Here is a 19,149-nt window from a genome sequence, read left to right as displayed (position 1 = left end):
CATCAAACTGCCGTGTTGGACAAACCGGCAGGCATGCCCCTGCGCCGCTGACCCAGCCTTTGCAGCAGGCGCTGGCCCAGTTTGACGCCACCCTTTTCGACGATTTTGTGCATCAGATAACTGAGAATGAAGAGGCCGAACAATGCTTGTATATCGGGCGGCAGCACGTTGATCGACAGTTTGGCGAACACCATCTTGATCGGATTCCATGCCCAGTTGTGGAACAGGTATACCGCGAACGTCAAATTTGACAGCAGTAATACCACCGGGCTTGGTTTCAAGCGAGCCCGGTATAGCCAGGCAGCGCTGAAGATCGCCACTGCGATGCTGATAAAGTGGGAACCTAGCCAGGTTGGCCAGTACAAGGCGATCTGCCCGAAATACTGGTACAGGATGGCAGCGGTGAAAAACAGCAGCAACAGCAGCGGGATTTCTTTTTTCTCGAACATATAATAAAAGACACCGATAAAAAGAATCGGGGCGTAAATGGTGAAGTACGCAATGAAAACTCCACCGAAAGACGGGATGGGGTTGATCATGCTCAATCCGAATGAGGCACCCAGCAATACCCATGGCAATAGCGGGCGGAAGCGGTTTAATAGGCCGACCGATTTCAGGGCTGCCATCAACAGATAAAATACAATTTCAATGCGCAAGGTCCATTCGACGCCAGCCAGCGCGTACGGTGCTTGCAGCCAGTCTCCCAGCAGCGACAGCTGAATCGCGACGATGCGCAACCCGGGAAATGGCTGATGAAACAGATAATGGTCGGCCAGTAATTGACATATGACGGCAACCACGTACAGCGGATAAATCCGGAAAATTCTCTTGAGCAGGAACGTGCCGGTGGATTCGTGGATCAGCACATGAGTAATGATATAACCGGAGATAATGAAAAAGACGGCGACACCGGTGCCGCCATTCCAGAATGCCGGCAATATCAGTTGCAGCAATAACCTGGGGGTCGCATGGAATTGCGGATTGTCGGCCCAGGCGCTCAATTGAGCATAGAATTTATGCCCGATTAACACGCTGACGAAAGAAAAGATGCGTAAATAGTCGAGGAAAACAAGCCGGCTTGTGAGCGTGGAATCGGACTTGATGACGTCAGTGCTCATGTGTTTCTATCGGAATAATGGTGCGCGGATGCCCGCAGGAACAGCAATGGGGCAGGCCGCCTGTCGGGTGGAAGCTATCCCTAATCAATGCTGAAAATTGCCGTATTATAAACGATGAAGGCTGTTGCCAGCCTCTGCCAGCTTCTTTATCAGGCGTTCTTTTGATGAAAGCAATGCGGGCAAGACACTTCGTACACGTATTCCGGCGCCAGCTGCTGGCGCGGCGTGACGACGGCGCGGCAGACGAAGCATTGCACGGTTTCCGTTGGTTCCAGTTTCGGGTTGAGGGCGGTGCGGTAGTCGAACACGAAGCAGTCGCCCGTGTAATGGTCGCCGCCCACTTCTTCAAAATACTTCAGGATGCCGCCGTCGAGCTGGTACACGCTGTCGTAGCCGATTTCCTTCATGTGGATGGCGGCTTTTTCGCAGCGGATGCCGCCCGTGCAGAAGGTGACCACGGTCTTGCCTTCCAGTTCATCCTTGTGCGCGGCAGCGACGGCCGGGAATTCGGTAAACTTGTCGATACGATAATCGAGGGTGTTGTTAAACGTTCCGACATCGACTTCAAAGGCGTTGCGCGTTTCCATCATCACCACCGGTTTGCCCGCATCATCGACGCCGGCGTCCAGCCAGCGTTTCAATGTCTGCGCGTCGACCGACGGCGCGCGGCCCAGTTCCGGCTTGATCAGCGGCATGCGCATGGTGATGATTTCTTTTTTCAGCTTCACCAGCATGCGCTTGTGGGATTGCTCATTCGACAAACTTTCCTTCCATTCCAGATCGGCCAGGCGGGCGTCGCTGCGCACCCAGGCCAGGAAAGCGTCGATGTGCTCGCGCGTGCCGGACAGAAACATATTGATGCCCTCGGGCGTCAGCAGGATGGTGCCTTTCAGGCCCAGTGTCAGGCATTGCTCCTGGTACAAGGGGCGCATGGCTTCCGTATCGTCCAGCGTGATGAATTTATACGCTGCAATATTGACAAAACTGTCGGCGGGCGCAGCGGTCAAGGGGCTGGCGGCGGCGGAAAGGGAAGGTGTGGCTTGCATGATGGCGATCGGGTTAGACTGAACAGCCGATATTATAAGCCTGACAGTCTGGCGGTGATACCCACCTTTGGACGTATTGCCACGCCACCGGGCGTGCCGGGCAAACGTGGCCGGGCATAATTTCTTACCTGCCGCGGCGCTCTGCGTCTGTGGGTGGGGGCTGTGACGCGGTAGAATAGACCCCATTGAATTTTGCAGGATGGGTAGACAGGATGGAAATGGTAATGCAGGAAGCCGGCGTCCCGGCGGGTGCGCCACACTCTTTACAACACGCCCCGCAGGGCCCGGGATTTGTACACTTGCGCGTGCACTCCGAGTACTCGATCGTCGATGGCCTGGTGCGTATCGACGACGTGGTGAAGGCGGCCGCCAAGGACAAGCAGGTGGCGCTGGCCGTCACCGATCTGTCCAACCTGTTTGGCATGGTCAAGTTCTACAAGGAAGCGCGTGGCAAGGGCCTCAAGCCCATCGTCGGCGTCGATGTATGGATCACCAATGACGACAACCGTGAAAAGCCCTCGCGTTTGTTGCTGCTGGCCAAGAACCGCATGGGGTATCTGCAACTGTGCGAATTGCTGTCGACCGCCTGGCTGACCAACCAGTACAAGGGGCGCGCCGAGCTGCGCATCGAATGGCTGCAGGCGCTGGCCACCAATCACTACGAGCTGTATCCGGGCGAAAGCGCGGCCAACGGTTTGATCGCCCTGTCGGGTGCGCATTTTGGCGACGTCGGCGTGGCGATTGAAAATGGCAACCTGGCGCTGGCGGAACGCAACGCCCAGCGCTGGGCCGAGATTTTCCCCGGTCACTTTTATATTGAAATCCAGCGCGGTGGCCAGGCCAACCAGGAAGCGCAGGTGCGCCATGCGGTGGCCCTGGCGGCCAAGCTGGGCTTGCCGGTGGTGGCTACGCATCCGGTGCAATTTATTTCCCCCGAAGAATTTATCGCCCACGAAGCGCGCACCTGTATCGCCGAAGGCGAGATGCTGGCCAACGCCAAGCGCGTCAAGCGTTTCAATGACAGCCAGCGTTTCATGTCGCAAGCGGACATGGCGGAACTATTCGCCGACTTGCCGGCCGCGCTGGCCAATTCGGTGGAAATCGCCAAACGCTGCAATCTGACCTTGGTGCTGGGCAAGCCGCAATTGCCGAATTTCCCCACGCCGCCCGGCATGACGATCGACGAGTTTCTCGTTGCCGAGTCGCAGGCCGGCCTGGAAAAACGCTTGCTGCAACTGTATCCCGATCCTGAAAAGCGCGAAAAAGAGCGCCCGCGCTACGAGTCGCGCCTGAAATTCGAGACCGACACGATTTGCAACATGAAATTCCCCGGTTACTTCCTGATCGTGGCCGAGTTTATCCAGTGGGCCAAGGAAAACGGCGTGCCCGTCGGCCCGGGCCGCGGTTCGGGCGCCGGTTCGCTGGTGGCGTATTCGCTGCTGATTACCGACCTGGACCCGCTGCAATACAACTTGCTGTTCGAACGGTTTTTGAACCCTGAACGCGTTTCCATGCCCGACTTCGATATTGACTTTTGCCAGGAAGGGCGCGACCGCGTCATCCAGCACGTCAAGGATTTGTACGGCAAGGAGGCGGTCTCGCAGATCGCCACCTTCGGTACCATGGCGGCCAAGGGCGCGATCCGCGACGTGGGCCGCGTGATGGACTTCGGCTACAACTTTTGCGACGGCATTTCCAAGCTGATTCCGTTCAAGCCGGGCAAGCCGGTGTCGATTGCCGACGCCATCGAGGAAGAGCCGCTGCTCAAGGAGCGCCTGGAAAACGAGGAAGAGGTCAAGCAGTTGCTGGACCTGGCGCAGCAGGTCGAAGGCATTACGCGCAATATCGGCATGCACGCGGGGGGCGTGTTAATTGCCCCTGGGAAATTGACCGATTTTTGCCCGCTGTACACGCAAGGTGGCGATTCGGGCGTGGTGTCGCAGTACGACAAGGATGACGTGGAAGCCGTCGGCCTGGTGAAGTTCGACTTCTTGGGCCTGACCACGCTGACAATACTTGACCGCGCGGTGCGCTACATCAAGCAGCTCGATCCGGCGCAAGCCAACTTCGACCTGGCAACCTTGCCGCTGAACGACAAGCCATCTTACGATTTGCTGACCAAGGCCAAGACCGTGGCCGTGTTCCAGCTGGAGTCGCGCGGCATGCAGGGCATGCTGAAAGACGCGCGTCCCGACCGTTTTGAAGACATTATCGCGCTCGTCGCCTTGTACCGTCCTGGCCCGATGGACCTGATTCCCGACTTCTGCAAGCGCAAGCACGGCGAACGTTTTGACTATCCCGATCCGCGCACGGAATCGATTCTGTCCGAAACCTACGGCATCATGGTGTATCAGGAGCAGGTGATGCAGATGGCGCAGATCGTCGGCGGCTACTCGCTGGGCGGCGCCGACATGCTGCGCCGCGCGATGGGCAAGAAGAAAGCCGAAGAGATGGCCGAGCACCGCGAGATTTTCCGCGCCGGTGCGGCGAAAGATGGCTTGACGGCCGAAAAGGCCGACGAGATCTTCGACTTGATGGAAAAGTTCGCCGGCTACGGTTTTAATAAATCGCACGCCGCCGCCTACGCCTTGCTGTCCTACCACACGGCCTATCTGAAAGCGCACCATCCGGCCGCCTTCATGGCGGCCAACTTGTCGCTGGCCATGGATGACACGGACAAGATCAAGATCCTGGTGGAAGACACGCTGGAAATCTGCAAGCTGACCTTGTTGCCGCCAGACATCAATGAATCGGATTACCGCTTCATGCCGAGCGGTGAAGCGCCGTCCATCAGTGGCAAAAAGGTCACGCAGATCCGCTACGGCCTGGGCGCCGTGAAAGGCTCGGGCCAGAACGCCATCGAGGCCATCATTGCCGCGCGCGAGGCGGGCGGGCCATTTACCAGCCTGTTCGATTTCTGCAAGCGGGTCGACAAGAAGCAGATCAACCGCCGCACCATCGAATCCCTGATACGCAGCGGCGCTTTCGATTGCCTGAAGATCGACCGCGCCATCCTGCTCGCTTCCGTGGCGTTCGCCATGGAGTGCGCCGACCAGGCCGCCAAGGCGGCAAATCAGGTCAGCCTGTTCGGCGGCGACGACAGCGACATGGTGGCGCCGCCCGAGTACGTCAAGGTGCCCGCCTGGAGTGATAAACAGCGTTTGACGGAAGAAAAGATTGCCCTGGGCTTTTATCTGTCCGGCCATCTGTTCGATTCCTACGCGCCCGAGGCACGCCGTTTTGCCCGCACCAAACTGTCGGAATTGTCGCCCTCGCGTGAACCGCGCATGATGGCTGGTGTCATCACGGGTTTGCGCACGCAGATGACGCAGCGCGGCAAGATCCTGATCGTCACGCTCGATGACAAGAGCGGCACGGTCGAGGTGACGGTGTATGGTGAACTGTTTGACGCGAACAGGAAAATCTTCAAGGAAGACGAATTCCTGGCGGTGGTGGGCAAGGTCTCGGAAGACCGTTTTTCGGGTGGCTTGCGCATTACGGCCGAGAGCGCTTTCGACATCATCGCTGCGCGCGTGCAATATGGCCGCCAGTTGGGACTGGTCTTGCCAGCCACGCTCGATGCGCGCCGTATCCGCGAGGTGATCATGCCGCACCGCGCCGAGACGGGCTTGCCGATCGCTGCGCGCGTCAGTCCGCAAGGCGTCAGCTGCGTGCTGCAATTTGGCGATGAGTGGAAGGTGGCGCCATCGGATGAATTGCAGACGGCGCTGGAACAGCTATTGGGGGCGCAAGAAGTGGCGGTCGAATACTAAGCTGCCTCTATCTGACACAAAAAAGCCAAACCGGATGCAGATCGGGTTTGGCTTTTGTCGTTTACATATCTTTCAGGCCGGTGATCGCGTAGCCCTTGGCGGCGATTTGCTGGTGCGGCTGCTCAATATGGTAACCGGGCAAGGCATCGGCTTCGTCCTCAATTTCGCTGGCTTGCGCTTCCAGTTGCCAGTCGGTATTGGTCACTTCTTCAGGAATATTCTTTCCTTCCGGCACGGCGAGATAGGAAAAAATGCCGTCGTGCTCGGCCCGGCGGTAGATATCTACGCGCATGACTTGCCTCCTTGTAAGCGTTGGGGAAAGCGGCCGGCGCTGTGCGCAAGCCGATATGGTCTAGCGTAACAGGATTGTGCGGACCACGGTTTTTATGGCGTGCGCCAGCCGCTCCCCAGGGCGCATCAAGCGACGGCGGCCTCGTAGTCGTCTTCTTCCACTTGCTGTGCATCGTTGGCGGCCACTTGCTGTGGCGTTGGCATTGGCGTCGGTCGGCGGTGAGCGTCCAGGCCGCTGCGCAGGCAGTTGATGAGCTCCAGGGTGATCTCATGGCGCTTGCGCATTTCCGAGCGTTTTTTCGACGCGATTTCTTCCATTACCGGCATGGGCAAGTCTTCGCATGGCAATTCAAAATCACCATCCGAACGCAGCAGGGCGCCGAGCTCATGCCACAACTCATTGTAATTCGCAAACAAACGTCCTCTTTTTTTGGCAGACTGGTGCACGGCGTGGTTCTCATTGCTAACCAGAATTACCTTGCGGCAACCATGCACGTAGCCCAGCTGGCGCACCAAACGTATCATCAAATTCTTGGGCCGCAAGCCATGCAGGTCGCGGGTTGCTTCGCGTACACGGCGCAGCCCTTCCTGGCCGCCACGCGGCCCTTGTATGCAGCCGATACCCACGTCCATGCCAGTGCGCTGTGGCGCGCCAAAGAAGGTGAAGGCCACCGTATAGAGCACTTCATCGTTATCGGTCAGCTGCAAGACCATTTCGCCTTCGCGGTCCATCGGATGCAGCGAACACAGTTGCAGATGGTACAAGGCGCCGGACTTGCCTGTGACCGCACCCAGGTGCACGGGGCCACGGGCAGCCTGGGCCATCAAATTGCCCCAACCCTGTTGCAGGATGAAATGATAGTGTTCTATGAGTACATCCACACGCTGGCGGCAGCTGAGTTTTTTGCTCAGGTAGTCGCGGTACACTTTATGGATTACGTGTGGATAAGCTTGCACCAGATCGTGAAAGACTGGATGCGAGTTCAACAATTGCAGCCAGTCGCGTGTCTGGCTGTGTTGCCAGCGCGCCCGCAGTTGCAGCTTCAGCGCTTCACGCAGGCGGCGGACAAAACCGCCGTGGGTTTCTGTCAAACCCGAAGACAGGGTAATCGATGGCGTCATCTGGCGCTTTTCCAAAATCAAGAATATAGGGCGTCTGCGCCGCGGATGGCCGCTCAGACGGGAACGGGACCGCCGACACCATCCTGGTTTGCTTGCAGGACGATGGCGCTGCGGCTATCGCGTGCCAGTTTGCGGGCGAGGTCGCCCGAGAAATGGCGTGGCCAGTGGCGGGGTTTGGGCGCTGGCAAGATGACTTCATGGCAGCCAAGCAATTCGGCTGTATCCAGTATCGTAAAAGCCACGTCACCGGAGGAAATGAAGGTAGAGAATTCGAGATGAGAGCGGCTCAGGTACAAGCCGGCCTCTTGCATTAACTGCGCGGCGGCAGCCTCGCTCGTACTGCTGTCACCGAGCCCGACGACGCCGGTACGCGGGGTTGCCGGGGTAACGTGCAGCAGGTTGACCTTGACGCTGATGCCCCATTCCTGCAGGCGACGGGCGTAGCGGGCGCCGAAGATGATGTCTTCCGCGCGTTTGATAGGGACCAGCAACAGCAGGCTCTGTTGCGCCGCGTCGGCATGCGCCGGCACGCCGTGATCGGCGTGGTCCTGGCGTTGCGGATGAGGGGGCGCAGCTTGCATGTGATGACGATATGTAAATAATTAGTATTGCTTCATCTTAGCCAGCGTGGCCTCCCCTGTAAATTGGCGAAATGGCGTACGTGTTTCCCTTATGCCTGCCGATATCAGTAGCGATAGGTGGCGTAGATGGCGCCTGTCGGTGCCGTCTTGCGCTGCACGATCGGGCTCTTGCGGGCGTCGCCGATCAGCGTCGTGACGCCGGCCATGGCGGTGAGTCCCCATTGCGCATCGAAGCGGTGTTCCCAGCTGACGGTGGCCTGTGCTTCATAAAAACCGCCTTTGGGAGCGTATTGTTTGAACGCCGTATTGCTCGCCTGGCTTGCCGTCACGCCATACATGGTTTGCATGTATTTTTTCTCGCCCCAGCCCGCTTGTGCGCCCAGGCTGACAGTGTCTTGTGGCACGCCCCGGCTATCGTTCCTGCTGTAGACCTGGCCGCCTGCGCCCAAGCTCAGATTGGCGCCGTTGTCGCGGTTATTTAAAGGAATATCGCTAGACACGCTCAGTTGCACGCCAGGAATCGGTGAATACGCCATGCTCAGCAGGGCGCTGGCATTGCCTTTGACCTTGCCCATGCCTTTCAGGTAGTCGCTGCCGCCGAAACCATTGAAGCCGCTGCGTTTATGGTCGTCGCGTTCGCCGCGGTAGCCGAGGGCGGCGCTATAGCTGAATGGGCCAGCCTGGCCGCCATAACCGATACCGCGCATGGAGCTGGCAAAGAAACCGTTGGCCATGCTGTAATCGATCACAAGGAAAGGTACGGCGTTGAGCTTGTCCGAGCCGGAATAGCTGGACACGACGGCCGCGCCACCGCCCACGGTCAGTACGTTGCCGGGCACAGTATCTGCCGCCATGACAGACAGCGGCAGAAGAAACAGGCCCGCCATGGCCAGGCGGGAAGGCAGAAAAGTAGTTGCTTGCATGATAGGTTCCATCAGGTGGAGAACCGAGGCCGGAGTGGCTCGATTGACGCTAGCCAGTATCGGTGCTTGCCATGAAGGAAAGATGAGTCATTGATGAAGATTGCATGAAGATGCAGCACGCCCTGGCAAGCCTGCTATGTGCCGGCCGGCCTTTAACTATTCTTCAGCTTGTGATGGTTTAATGTCGGTATGAAAATACTGCTGATTGAAGATGATATGGACCTGGGCAACGGCGTGCGGATCGCCTTGCGTGACCAGGGCATGCAAGTGGTCTGGGTACGCAGCCTGGAGGATGCGGCGCGCAGCCTGGACCAGGATAGCTGCGAACTGGTGCTGCTCGATCTGGGCTTGCCCGACGGCGATGGCCTCGACTTGCTGGCCCGCTTGCGCGCGGCGCGCCTGCCGGTGCTGATCCTCAGTGCGCGCGATACGCTGGAGCAACGTTTGCGGGGTCTCGATGGCGGCGCCGATGATTATCTGGTGAAACCCTTCGTGCTGGCCGAACTGCTGTCGCGCGTGCGTGCGCTGGCCCGCCGCAGCTATGGCTTTGATGGCGATACCATCGAACTGCGCGGCCTGCTGCTGCAAGTGCCGACGCGCCGTGTCAGCGTGCATGGGCGGGCCGTGGAGCTGACGGCCAGCGAATATGCCTTGCTGAAAACCTTGTTGATGCGGGCTAACCGCGTGATTACCCGGCGCGTGCTGGAAGAGCATATCTTGCCGGGTGGCCTGGCCAATGCCAGCAATACGCTCGATGTGCACATGGGCAATTTGCGCCGCAAGATAGGCGAAGGCTATATCCGCACCGTGCGCGGCGTCGGTTATGTCATCGACCAGCAGGGCGATTCCATGCCTGTGGCCGGTACTTCAGCATGATGCGCCGCTGCTGGAACCTGCTATGGCGCCCGACCCTGGTGCGCCGTTTGATGCTGGCGCAAATGCTGATGCTGACTGTGCTGTGGAGCCTGGCGGTTGCCTATGTGCTGTTCGAGGGCAGCGGTGAAGGCAGCAATGTGACGCGCAGCGTGTTGCGTGCCATTATCAGCGTGGCCGACAACCTGGCCGATCAGCCGCAGCGCCAGCAGCAAAGCTTGCGCGCGATCGACGAAGCCTTGCGCGAAGAGTTTGAACAGGGGCAGGTGCAGGAACTGGCGCCGCGCATCCTGGTCTGGCGCGATGGCAAGCTGGTCTACAAGTCGCCCGATACACCCAGCGGTATCCGCAGCGCCGGTCCTGAAAAAATGGAAATAGTCTACGTCAAGGGTCAGCCCTGGCGCAGCCGCAGCCTGGTCGAGGGCAGCACGCGCGTGACGGTGCTTGAGCTGGGCGGGCCATGGCAGTTCTTCGTCACCATCAATTCACGGGGGTATTACTTGCTACCATTGCTGATCAGCCTGCCCTTTCTGCTCTTGCCGGCGTGGCTGTCGATCCGTTTGGCGATGCGGCCGTGGCGCAAGGTGGCGCAGGAAGTGGCCGCGCGTGGGCCGCAGGACTTGCGCCCGCTGACCTTCAAGCCGCCGCACGGCGAACTGGCGGCGCTGGTCGACAATATCAATGCCTTGTTGCAGCGGGTGGACGCCAGTGCCGCGCGCGAGCGCAGCTTCATTGCCGACGCGACCCATGAATTGCGCACGCCGCTGGCGGCCATGCGCGTCAACGTGGAAGCCTTGCAAAGCCAGGCGCATGCCCCGCATCAGCAGGAATTGTTGGATGGCATCTTGAATAGCGGCAACCGCGCGGCCCGCCTGGTGGGACAGTTGCTGCAACTGACGCGCAGCGAAGTGCAGGCCGAGACGGGCCGCCAGCCGCTGCCGCAGGCACTCGATATTTTGTTGCAGGATCGATTGGCCGCCTTGTCTGGCCTGGCGCAATTGAGTGGCATCGAGCTTGAATTGCAAGCCGGTGCCTCCCAGTACGTCCTGGGGCAACGCGAGAGCTTGGTGTCGCTGATCGATAACCTGGTGGAAAACGCCATCAAATACAGTCCGCGCGGCAGCAGTGTGACGGTGTCCTTGCATGCGGAACGGGGCCAGGCGGTATTGCACGTGGCCGACCAGGGGCCGGGCATACCGCCGGCGCTGTACGGGCGCGTGTTTGACCGCTTTTTCCGTGCGCCGCAGCAGTCGCAGCCGGGGAGCGGCCTGGGCCTGGCGATCGTTGCGTCGGTGGTGCAGCAGCATGGCGGCACGATACAGCTGCACCGCGCCAATGGCGGCCAGGGCTTGCTGGTCGAGGTGCGTTTGCCGCTGGCGCCGTCCGTGTAGCCGCACCGACACGGAGTTGTTGTATCAATGGAATCGGGAGTGCTTATAACGCAATGCGGCATAGCATGTCGCACGGATGAGATGCATAATGCTGGACAGTCAGAAAACAATTCCATGCGCCCATCCTTGTCCCGCTACCTGCCGTATCCCGCCTTTGTCGGCTTGTATCTGTTATTCGACTGGGCGACGTATATCGACCCGCTGTACGGCCTCAACATTACCCCCTGGAATCCGGACCCGGCGCTGGGCCTGGTATTTTGGCTGGTCTATGGCCGCAAGGCGGCCTTGCCCTGGTTTATCGCCTTGCTGGCCGGCGAATGCCTGGTGCGCGGCCTGCCCGCCGGCTGGCCCCTGACCTTGTTGTCCTCGGCATGGCTGATCGTGGGTTATGGCACCATAGGCGAGGCCCTGCGCCGCCGTTTCAGCAGCGGCGACATCTTCGACAACCGCCGCCGTTTGGCGATCTGGGCCGTGATTGTGCTGGCCGGCACCATGCTCAATGCGCTAGGCTATATCTCGCTGCTGTCGCTGACGGGCAAGATACCGCCAGGCGAATGGAGTTCGGCTGCCTTGCGCTTTGGTATCGGCGATATGGTGGGGCTGGTGGTGTCGATGCCGCTGATCTGGATGCTGGTCAGCGAGCGTGGCCGCATGCGCCTGAAAGAAACCGTGTGGCGCTGGGAAACGCTGGGCTATCTGGCGCTGGCCATGTTTGTGCTGTGGAGCGTGTTCGGCTCCATCGTGCGCTCCGATTACAAGCATTTTTACTTCCTCTTCCTGCCGTTGATCTGGGCTGCCTCGCGCCAGGGTCTGTATGGCACGGCGCTGATGGTGTTTGTCTTGCAACTAGGCATCATCACCATGGTCAAATGGTCGCATGCGGTGAATCTGCAGTTTTACGAATTGCAATTGCTCGATGCCGTGCTGGCGCTGGTGGGCTTTTTTATCGGCATCGTCGTCGACGAGCTGCGCAAGGTGGCCGATGAGCTCAAGCACACCATGCGCCTGGCCGCCGCCGGTGAAATGGCGGCCGCCCTGGCGCATGAATTGAATCAGCCGCTGACGGCGCTGTCGACTTATGGCAAGGCTTGCGAATACCTGCTGGAGCGGGGCGAAAGCGGCGATATCCTGAAAAGCGCCATCGGCCATATGATCGTCGAATCGGGCCGGGCGGCCGAAGTGGTGCGGCGCCTGCGCGATTTCTTCCGTACCGGCGCCATGCAGCTGGAAACCATCGAGGTCGGCGTGTTGATCGCCGGCATCAGCCGCCAGTTCACGCCGCAGTTCCACGAGCACGGCATCGAGCTGGTAGTGGGCCAGATGCCGCCGCTGGCGGTGAATGCAGACCGTTTGCAGATGGAGCTGGTGCTGCGCAACCTGCTGGCCAATGCGCAGGATTCGGTGCTCGGCGTGCCGCGCGGCTTGCGCCGCATCGATCTGTCGGCGGAACGGCTGGGGGGCGGGCGCTTGCGCCTGTCGGTTGAAGATAGCGGCGCCGGCGTTTCCAGTAGCCTGGCGGCGCGCCTGTTTGAACCGTTTGTATCATCCAAGGCCAGTGGCCTGGGCCTGGGCCTGGTGCTCAGCCGGGCGATTGTCGAGGCGCATGGCGGCACATTGTGGGCGGAGGTCGGCACGCACGGCATGTTCAGATTCATCCTGCCGCTGGCGGGGACGACCGACTCCTAGAGGAATATGGTGAAAAGTAATTTAACGGTGTTTATTGTTGATGATGACCCCGCCGTGCGCGACGCGCTAGGTTTGCTGCTGGGCGTGCGTGGTTACCGGACGGCCATGTTCGCCAGCGGCGAAGATTTCCTGCAGGGCTGGCGCCGCGAATGGGCGGGTTGTTTGCTGATCGATATACGCATGTCAGGCATGGATGGACTGGTACTGCAGCGTCGCTTGACGGAGCTTGAATGCTTGCTTCCGGTAATTATTATCACCGGTCATGGCGATGTGACTCTGGCGCGCCAGGCCTTCAAGGCCCAGGCCAGCGATTTCCTGGAAAAACCGTTCGACCATGACAAACTGATGGCTGCCATCGACGAAGCATTGTCGCGCGAGGCGGAAACGCGCGGCCGCCTGCAGCGCCAGGCGCATAGCCTGGCCTTGCTCGACGGCTTGACGCCGCGCGAGCGGGAAGTGATGCAACTGGTGGTGACGGGCCAGCATAACCGCGAGATCGCGCCGCTGCTGGGCATTTCCGTGCGCACAGTGGAAGTGCACAAGGCGCGTTTGATGGACAAGCTCGGTGTCGATAACGTGGCCGATCTGGTACGTATCAGCATGCTGGACGCCTGAGCGCCCAGCCTGCGTCAGGATCAAGCGATGGCTTGCAACACTTGATCCACTGGAATAGCCTTGACCCAGTCGCTGCGCCGCGCCACCGTGATGACGGTGCTGTTGGCGCTATCGAAAGGCGCCCATTCCGGGTTCTTCTTGCGCATCAGCGCAATCACGGGCACATGCACGGCGTTGGCCAGATGCATGATCGATGTCTCGACTGAAATAATCAAATCGCACTGGGCCAGCATGGCCGGCAGCTGGAAAAAGTTGTCGACGGCGCTGAACGCGTGCGTGCGCTGCAAGCCGCGCGCTTGCGCCATGGCGTTCACCTTGGCCAGCTCTTGCGGCATGGCATTGATCAGAAAACAGGCATCGGCCCATTTTGCTTGCTGTTGCATGCGGGTAATAAGCTCGGCAATGCGCTCCAGCGGCCAGCTGCGCTTGTGCGACTTGGCAAAGGGATTGAGCAGTACCAAGGGACCCTTGCGCGTATCAAAGCCCCAGGTGGCCAGTTGTTCCCGCGCCTGTTGCAGGGCGGCTTCGGGAATGTGGACAAACGGGTAGCGCTCGGCGACGGGAATATCGATGCCGCTCAATTGCTGGAACCAGTCTGCATAGACGCTGCTGATATGGTGCTCGCCCACATCAGCGCCCGCATAGCAAGCCAGTACGGCATCGAGCTTGCGGTAAGAGAAATAATGCCATGGGCGTAGCAGGTTGAGGCGCTTGCGGGTGCCTATCAGCATGCTTTCGGGATTGATGCGGCGGGCCAGGTCTGCATACTGTTGCGGCCGTACATGTGCCAGGGAAACGATAATGGGATAGTGCTCCGCCTGTGCTTCGCGTACCGACGCTTCATACAGCGCCGGGCTGTAGGTTTTGCGGTACACCTTGGCGAACAGACCGGATTGCTCGACCCAGTCGTACAGCGAATAGTTGCGCAAACCTTCCCATTGCGTGGCATCGGCAGTGCGCCTGACCTCATCGATCCACAAGTGGATGTCGAGATGGGGATGGGCTGCGGCAAATGCACGAAAACCATTTTGCAGGTAAGTGAAATCTCCCAGTGCCAGGTGGGCGATGAATAGAATTTTTTCCGACTTCGCAAGTAGGTCGGCAGGAATCAAAGGTGTCATGGATAGTTACAGGTTCAGGTAAGCAGTCTTCAGTGTCGAATCAGTGTCAGGCCACTTGCTGGGAAAATTGCAGGCGATGCAGATTGGCATAGGCGCCATTGGCAACCAATAATTGTTGGTGACTACCAGTTTCCATTATTTTCCCATGTGACAATACCACGATACGGTCTGCACGTTCAATCGTGGATAAGCGGTGCGCGATAACCAGGGTCGTTCTGCCTTGCATCAGGTGCTCCAGCGCGGCTTGCACGGCACGTTCGGCTTGCGTGTCCAGCGCCGAGGTCGCTTCGTCGAGGATCAAAATGGGCGCATCCTTGTAAATCGCGCGGGCGATGGCCACGCGCTGGCGCTGACCGCCCGACAGGCGCGAGCCGTTGTCGCCCAGGCGGGTTTCCAGGCCTTGCGGCAAGCCATCGATCACGTCGGACAAAAAGGCCGCTGCGGCGGCGGCCACGATGCGCTGCCGGTCTGGCGCTGCATCGCCATAGGCGATATTGGCGGCCAGGGTGTCGTCGAACAACACCACTTGCTGGCTGACCATGGCGATCTGGCTGCGCAAGCTGGTCAGCGCGATCTCGTCGATATTCTGGCCGTCGAGCAGGATCTGGCCGCTGCTGACGGAATAAAAGCCGGGCAGCAAGCTGACCAGTGTTGATTTGCCGCCGCCGGACATGCCGACAAAGGCCACCGTCTGGCCCGGCGCAATACTCAAGTTGATATTTTGCAAGGCCACTTCCTGATGGCCTGGATAGCAAAACCCGACATCGCTGAAATCGATCTGGCCTACGCTGCGTTGCGCGAGCTGCTGGCCGCCCGTGCGCTCGGGCGTCTTGTCGATCAGCAAGAAGACCTCTTCGGCGGCGGCCATGCCGCGCTGCAAGGGACCATTGACTTCGGCCAGCTGTTTCAAGGGTGTCAGCAGCATCAGCATGGCGGTGATGAAGGAAACAAAACCGCCGACCGTGATTTGCCCGTGTTCCGACTGGAACAAGGCCATCACGATCACCAGTGCCACGGCCGCTGCCGTGATGACCTGGGTGATGGGCACGGTGGCCGAAAACGTGCTGGTCATGCGCATGCTGTAGCGGCGCAACTGCTCGGCGCTCTGTTCGAAGCGCGACTTTTCATAGTCCTGGCCGCCGAAAATCTTGATGACTTGCTGGGCGCGCGTGGTTTCCTCGATCACCTGGGTCAGGTCGGCGTTGACGGCCAGCGAGTCGCGGTTCAGTTGTTTCAGGCGTTTGCCGGTGGTGCGTACGACAAAAGTCAATAGCGGCAGCAGTACCAGGGTGACCAGGGTCAGCACCCAGTTCAGGTACAGCAGCCAGGCCAGCAGGCCCAGCACGGTCAGCGAAGAACGCACGATGGAGGTAAAGACCTTGGTCACCATGTCGATGATTTGCTGCACTTCGAACATGATGGAATTGATGACTTTGCCTACCGTATTGCTGCTGTAGAAGTCGATCGGCAGGTTGAGCATGGTGGCAAACATCATGCGCCGCAATGCGTTGAGGATGCGCGTGGACACATAGCTCATCAGGTAACTGCTGGCGAACGTCGATGCGCCGCGGATGGCAAAGATGCCGATCACGATCAGCGGCACCAGCCAGAACGAGAAATTGACCTTGCCGCCGAAACCGTTATCGAGCAGCAGCTTGAGCGCATACGGCAGCAGCGGTTCGGTACCGGCGGTGACGATCATCGCGATAAACGCCAGCGCCAGATGTTTTTTATATGGCGCGTGCAGCGCGGTGAGCCGTTTCAGGTCAGGCGTGAGCATGGCGATCCAGTTTCTGGCAAGAAAGAGATAAAACGGTCAGGTGCCGGGCAGTCAAGCGGCGCGTTCATGCTGGCGCAGCAGCGGCCACAGTATCACCATCGGGAATACCAGCATGATAATGCCGATATTCAAGGTGAGCGAACTGGTCGTCAAGCCGAAAATCGGATAACAGCTGTACAGCACCACGCCTGCCAGGGCGTAGGGGCGCGAGTTGCTATTGCTGTTGCGCAGGGCGCGCGCAAACAGACTCAGGGGCAGGAAGAAGAAGGCCAGCAGGGTAGCCAGGCCGGTCAGGCCGCGCTTGACCAGGGCATCGAAGTAATCGTTGTGGGCGTTGGTGTGTTCAAGGATGGCCCTGTCCATCTTGCCTTCATCGGCCAGTATCTTTTTGCCTGCCAGGTAACCGGTGCGGCCCAGGCCTATCCAGATATGCTCTCGGGACAGGATCAATGCCGTGCGCCACATTTCTATCCTTTGTCCGATCGACGTCGTGACATTGTCGGTTTGATTGAATTTCTGCACGTCATCGACCGCCACTTCGACCCGTTCGCGCACCAGGGACTCTGGCAAGGCATACGCCACCACGGCTGCGATGGCGATGAAGGCCGCCAGGATGGCGGGCAGCAAATGCTTGCGGCGTCCCTTGATATATTGGCTGGCAAACAGGCAGACGCAGACAGGCAGCACCAGCCAACCGCCGCGGCTACCGCTGACGATGGATCCGATGACACCCGCCATGCCGCCGGCGATCAGCAGCATCGTCCAGGCCAGTGTATGGCGTTGCTGGCGTGCCCAGGCCAGGCCACACAGGGAAAGCATGCCCAGCAAAATGCTGACATTGCCGTAGTGAATCGCGTTGCTGGCAGAACCGTCTGGGCGGTCCACATGCAATATCAGGAGTTGCCACAAGCCCAGTGCTGCGCCGGCAATGGCGCCGACGGCGACGCCAGACCACCAGGCGGCCGCGCGTGGCGGGTAGGCCAGCAGCAGCAGCAAGACGGGGACGGCCAGCAAGGCACGCACGGGCATGTCGAATTCGCGCATCGGATCGCCGTGATACAGCATATTGGCTGCGTAGACGCTGAAATACAGCAGCAGGGTGGCGATCAGCAGATAGTCGCGGCGCTGCAGATCCAGGCGGGGGCGTTTCCATAACAGATAGATGCTGGCCAGTAGCAGGCCCACGGCGCCGAAGGAATAACCACTGCTGATTGTCAGGGCCAGGGCTGAAAAGAGGAAAACACAAACAGAAGTCAAACCGAGCATGGATATCCTTGGTAACGCGCATCATTGCCTGTGTAGCAACAGTAGCAACATAAAGTAGGCGCCATTGTAATCGAAGATACCTGCAAAAATTCCTCCAAAAACTTCTTCACCTGATAACTTTTCATGCATTCTCAGGCCTAGAAAGGCAAAAAACCATGGATTCCCATCCATGGTTTTTTGTAAGCAATGGTAACTTGCTAAAACAACATCATGACAGGGCCATGCCTGCCAGGTGCATCACGCCTTTGCTGGCGCGCGTGTCGCCACGCCGGTGTCGATTGCCGCTTGCGATACGGCTGGGGCAACCCAGCTGCGCAGGCGTTCGTCGAACGGCGATGGAATCAGTTGCAGCGGCGTCAGCGCGCTGGTGGTGTGACCCGGCAATGGTTCCTTGGCCAGCGCAGCGATGGCGCGCACGCAAGCGAGCTTCATTTCTTCGTTGATGGTGGTGGCGCCCACATCGAGCGCGCCACGGAAGATGTAAGGGAAGCACAGCACATTGTTGATCTGGTTCGGATAGTCCGAGCGGCCGGTGGCGACGATGGCGTCGCTGCGCACGGCGTGCACTTTCTCTGGCGCGATTTCCGGGTGCGGATTGGCCAGGGCGAAGATCAATGGACGTTCCGCCATCGATTCAACCATCTGCGTGCTGACCACGCCGCCTTTGGAAACACCGATGAAGATGTCGGCGCCAACCATGGCGTCTGCCAGGTCGCGGTCGCTGGTGTCGTTTGCGTAGCGCGCCTTGTTCTCTTCCATATTGGCATCGCGGCCTGGATAGATCACGCCCTGGCTGTCGCATACTTTCAGCAGGGATTTGTTCAGGCCCAGCGAGACCAGCAGGTCCAGGCAGGCGATCGAGGCCGCACCGGCGCCGGACACGGCGACCTTGACCTTGCCGATATCCTTGCCGACCAGTTCCAGGCCGTTCAGAATGCCGGCCGCGACGATGATGGCGGTGCCATGCTGGTCGTCGTGGAAGACAGGAATATTCATGCGCTTGCGCAATTGCTGCTCGATGTAGAAGCAGTCTGGCGCCTTGATGTCTTCCAGGTTGATGCCGCCGAAGGTCGGCTCCATGCGCACCACGGTATCGATGAACAGGTCGGGATCGTTTTCAGCCAGTTCGATGTCGAACACATCGACGTCGGCGAATTGCTTGAAAAGGCAAGCCTTGCCTTCCATGACCGGTTTGCTGGCCAGCGGGCCGATATCGCCCAGGCCTAGCACGGCCGTGCCGTTGGTGATCACGGCCACCAGGTTGCTGCGCGAAGTATAGGTGCCGGCGCTGCGTGGATCTTCGACGATCGCTTCGCAGGCAAAGGCCACGCCTGGCGAATAGGCCAGGGTCAGGGCGCGGGCGTCGCCCAGCGGTTTTGTTGGTGTGACGGAAATCTTGCCGGCGCGGGGTTCAGCGTGATAGGCGAGGGCGGCTTCTTTCAGGTTGAAGGTTTCGTGGTCGGGCTTGCTGTGCGAGGTAGACATAAGAATTCTGGGATGGGCCTGCGCGGCCCGAGTGGTAAGTCCGGTCCATGTTATGCAAGCGCTTGCACGCTGTCAACC

Annotated in this window: 14 protein-coding genes and 1 pseudogene; 5 read left to right on the top strand and 10 right to left on the bottom strand. The window is 59.5% G+C overall.

What is annotated here, in order from left to right; all coding sequences use genetic code 11:
* Positions 1-2 precede the first annotated feature (2 nt).
* Both HDE72_RS12495 and HDE72_RS12490 read right to left on the bottom strand, forming a co-directional pair.
* Complete coding sequence (locus HDE72_RS12495) at positions 3-1,118, bottom strand: acyltransferase family protein (RefSeq protein ID WP_183741241.1); 1,116 nt, start codon at positions 1,116-1,118, stop codon at positions 3-5.
* Positions 1,119-1,267: 149 nt separating this feature from the next.
* Entirely contained in the window at positions 1,268-2,164 is an 897-nt protein-coding gene (locus HDE72_RS12490; RefSeq protein WP_183741239.1) for a sulfurtransferase, read from the bottom strand.
* A 224-nt stretch (positions 2,165-2,388) separates the two neighbouring features.
* Here HDE72_RS12490 and dnaE point away from each other — a divergent pair, with 224 nt between their 5' ends.
* Entirely contained in the window at positions 2,389-5,937 is a 3,549-nt protein-coding gene (gene dnaE / locus HDE72_RS12485; RefSeq protein WP_183741237.1) for a DNA polymerase III subunit alpha, read from the top strand.
* A gap of 61 nt (positions 5,938-5,998) precedes the next feature.
* Here the strand turns inward: dnaE and HDE72_RS12480 are convergent, their stop codons facing one another.
* The 4 genes from HDE72_RS12480 to HDE72_RS12465 form a co-directional block, all read right to left on the bottom strand.
* On the bottom strand, positions 5,999-6,229 hold the full coding sequence (locus tag HDE72_RS12480; protein WP_183741235.1) for a DUF6139 family protein: 231 nt from the start codon (positions 6,227-6,229) through the stop codon (positions 5,999-6,001).
* A 125-nt stretch (positions 6,230-6,354) separates the two neighbouring features.
* Positions 6,355-7,350 (bottom strand): VirK/YbjX family protein, encoded by a 996-nt coding sequence (locus HDE72_RS12475; protein ID WP_183741233.1) that lies wholly within the window; start codon positions 7,348-7,350, stop codon positions 6,355-6,357.
* Between the two features lie 53 nt (positions 7,351-7,403).
* Entirely contained in the window at positions 7,404-7,931 is a 528-nt protein-coding gene (locus HDE72_RS12470; protein WP_183741231.1) for a universal stress protein, read from the bottom strand.
* A 104-nt stretch (positions 7,932-8,035) separates the two neighbouring features.
* Complete coding sequence (locus HDE72_RS12465) at positions 8,036-8,854, bottom strand: MipA/OmpV family protein (protein WP_183741229.1); 819 nt, start codon at positions 8,852-8,854, stop codon at positions 8,036-8,038.
* 189 nt (positions 8,855-9,043) lie between these two features.
* Between HDE72_RS12465 and HDE72_RS12460 the strand changes: the two genes are divergently transcribed.
* The 4 genes from HDE72_RS12460 (at position 9,044) to HDE72_RS12445 (ending at position 13,419) form a co-directional block, all read left to right on the top strand.
* Positions 9,044-9,730, top strand: a complete 687-nt coding sequence (locus tag HDE72_RS12460) for a response regulator (RefSeq protein WP_183741227.1) — start codon at positions 9,044-9,046, stop codon at positions 9,728-9,730.
* On the top strand, positions 9,727-11,118 hold the full coding sequence (locus HDE72_RS12455; RefSeq protein WP_183741225.1) for a sensor histidine kinase: 1,392 nt from the start codon (positions 9,727-9,729) through the stop codon (positions 11,116-11,118). Before HDE72_RS12460 ends, HDE72_RS12455 begins: the two co-directional genes overlap by 4 nt.
* Positions 11,119-11,232: 114 nt before the next feature.
* Complete coding sequence (locus HDE72_RS12450) at positions 11,233-12,804, top strand: ATP-binding protein (protein ID WP_183741223.1); 1,572 nt, start codon at positions 11,233-11,235, stop codon at positions 12,802-12,804.
* A gap of 27 nt (positions 12,805-12,831) precedes the next feature.
* On the top strand, positions 12,832-13,419 hold the full coding sequence (locus HDE72_RS12445; RefSeq protein WP_311736827.1) for a response regulator transcription factor: 588 nt from the start codon (positions 12,832-12,834) through the stop codon (positions 13,417-13,419).
* Positions 13,420-13,439: 20 nt separating this feature from the next.
* Here HDE72_RS12445 and HDE72_RS12440 read toward each other — a convergent pair whose 3' ends face one another.
* The 4 genes and pseudogenes from HDE72_RS12440 to HDE72_RS12425 all read right to left on the bottom strand — a co-directional run.
* On the bottom strand, positions 13,440-14,540 hold the full coding sequence (locus HDE72_RS12440) for a glycosyltransferase family 9 protein (protein WP_183741219.1): 1,101 nt from the start codon (positions 14,538-14,540) through the stop codon (positions 13,440-13,442).
* A gap of 46 nt (positions 14,541-14,586) precedes the next feature.
* Positions 14,587-16,320, bottom strand: a complete 1,734-nt coding sequence (gene msbA / locus HDE72_RS12435) for a lipid A export permease/ATP-binding protein MsbA (RefSeq protein WP_183741217.1) — start codon at positions 16,318-16,320, stop codon at positions 14,587-14,589.
* Between the two features lie 51 nt (positions 16,321-16,371).
* The gene (locus tag HDE72_RS12430; protein WP_183741215.1) at positions 16,372-17,586 is read right to left on the bottom strand and encodes an O-antigen ligase family protein; all 1,215 of its coding nucleotides are present in this window, start codon (positions 17,584-17,586) and stop codon (positions 16,372-16,374) included.
* A gap of 255 nt (positions 17,587-17,841) precedes the next feature.
* Positions 17,842-19,071 (bottom strand): annotated as a pseudogene (locus HDE72_RS12425) (malic enzyme-like NAD(P)-binding protein); the annotation flags it as partial.
* Positions 19,072-19,149 lie beyond the last annotated feature (78 nt).

Source organism: Janthinobacterium saanense (assembly GCF_014200675.1).
In the GTDB taxonomy this organism is placed as follows: Bacteria; Pseudomonadota; Gammaproteobacteria; order Burkholderiales; family Burkholderiaceae_D; genus Janthinobacterium.
The sequence above is the reverse complement of the archived record's forward strand: the minus strand, read 5'-3'. Positions and strand labels throughout refer to the sequence as shown.

Excerpts from the sequence above, each read along its gene's own strand:
- HDE72_RS12465 (WP_183741229.1), bottom strand. The coding sequence starts at position 8,854 with ATGCAAGCAACTACTTTTCTGCCTTCCCGCCTGGCCATGGCGGGCCTG.
- HDE72_RS12475 (WP_183741233.1), bottom strand. The coding sequence starts at position 7,350 with ATGACGCCATCGATTACCCTGTCTTCGGGTTTGACAGAAACCCACGGC.
- msbA (WP_183741217.1), bottom strand. The coding sequence starts at position 16,320 with ATGCTCACGCCTGACCTGAAACGGCTCACCGCGCTGCACGCGCCATAT.
- HDE72_RS12455 (WP_183741225.1), top strand. The coding sequence starts at position 9,727 with ATGATGCGCCGCTGCTGGAACCTGCTATGGCGCCCGACCCTGGTGCGC.
- dnaE (WP_183741237.1), top strand. The coding sequence starts at position 2,389 with ATGCAGGAAGCCGGCGTCCCGGCGGGTGCGCCACACTCTTTACAACAC.
- HDE72_RS12460 (WP_183741227.1), top strand. The coding sequence starts at position 9,044 with ATGAAAATACTGCTGATTGAAGATGATATGGACCTGGGCAACGGCGTG.
- HDE72_RS12490 (WP_183741239.1), bottom strand. The coding sequence starts at position 2,164 with ATGCAAGCCACACCTTCCCTTTCCGCCGCCGCCAGCCCCTTGACCGCT.
- HDE72_RS12430 (WP_183741215.1), bottom strand. The coding sequence starts at position 17,586 with ATGCTCGGTTTGACTTCTGTTTGTGTTTTCCTCTTTTCAGCCCTGGCC.
- HDE72_RS12450 (WP_183741223.1), top strand. The coding sequence starts at position 11,233 with ATGCGCCCATCCTTGTCCCGCTACCTGCCGTATCCCGCCTTTGTCGGC.
- HDE72_RS12470 (WP_183741231.1), bottom strand. The coding sequence starts at position 7,931 with ATGCAAGCTGCGCCCCCTCATCCGCAACGCCAGGACCACGCCGATCAC.
- HDE72_RS12440 (WP_183741219.1), bottom strand. The coding sequence starts at position 14,540 with ATGACACCTTTGATTCCTGCCGACCTACTTGCGAAGTCGGAAAAAATT.
- HDE72_RS12495 (WP_183741241.1), bottom strand. The coding sequence starts at position 1,118 with ATGAGCACTGACGTCATCAAGTCCGATTCCACGCTCACAAGCCGGCTT.
- HDE72_RS12480 (WP_183741235.1), bottom strand. The coding sequence starts at position 6,229 with ATGCGCGTAGATATCTACCGCCGGGCCGAGCACGACGGCATTTTTTCC.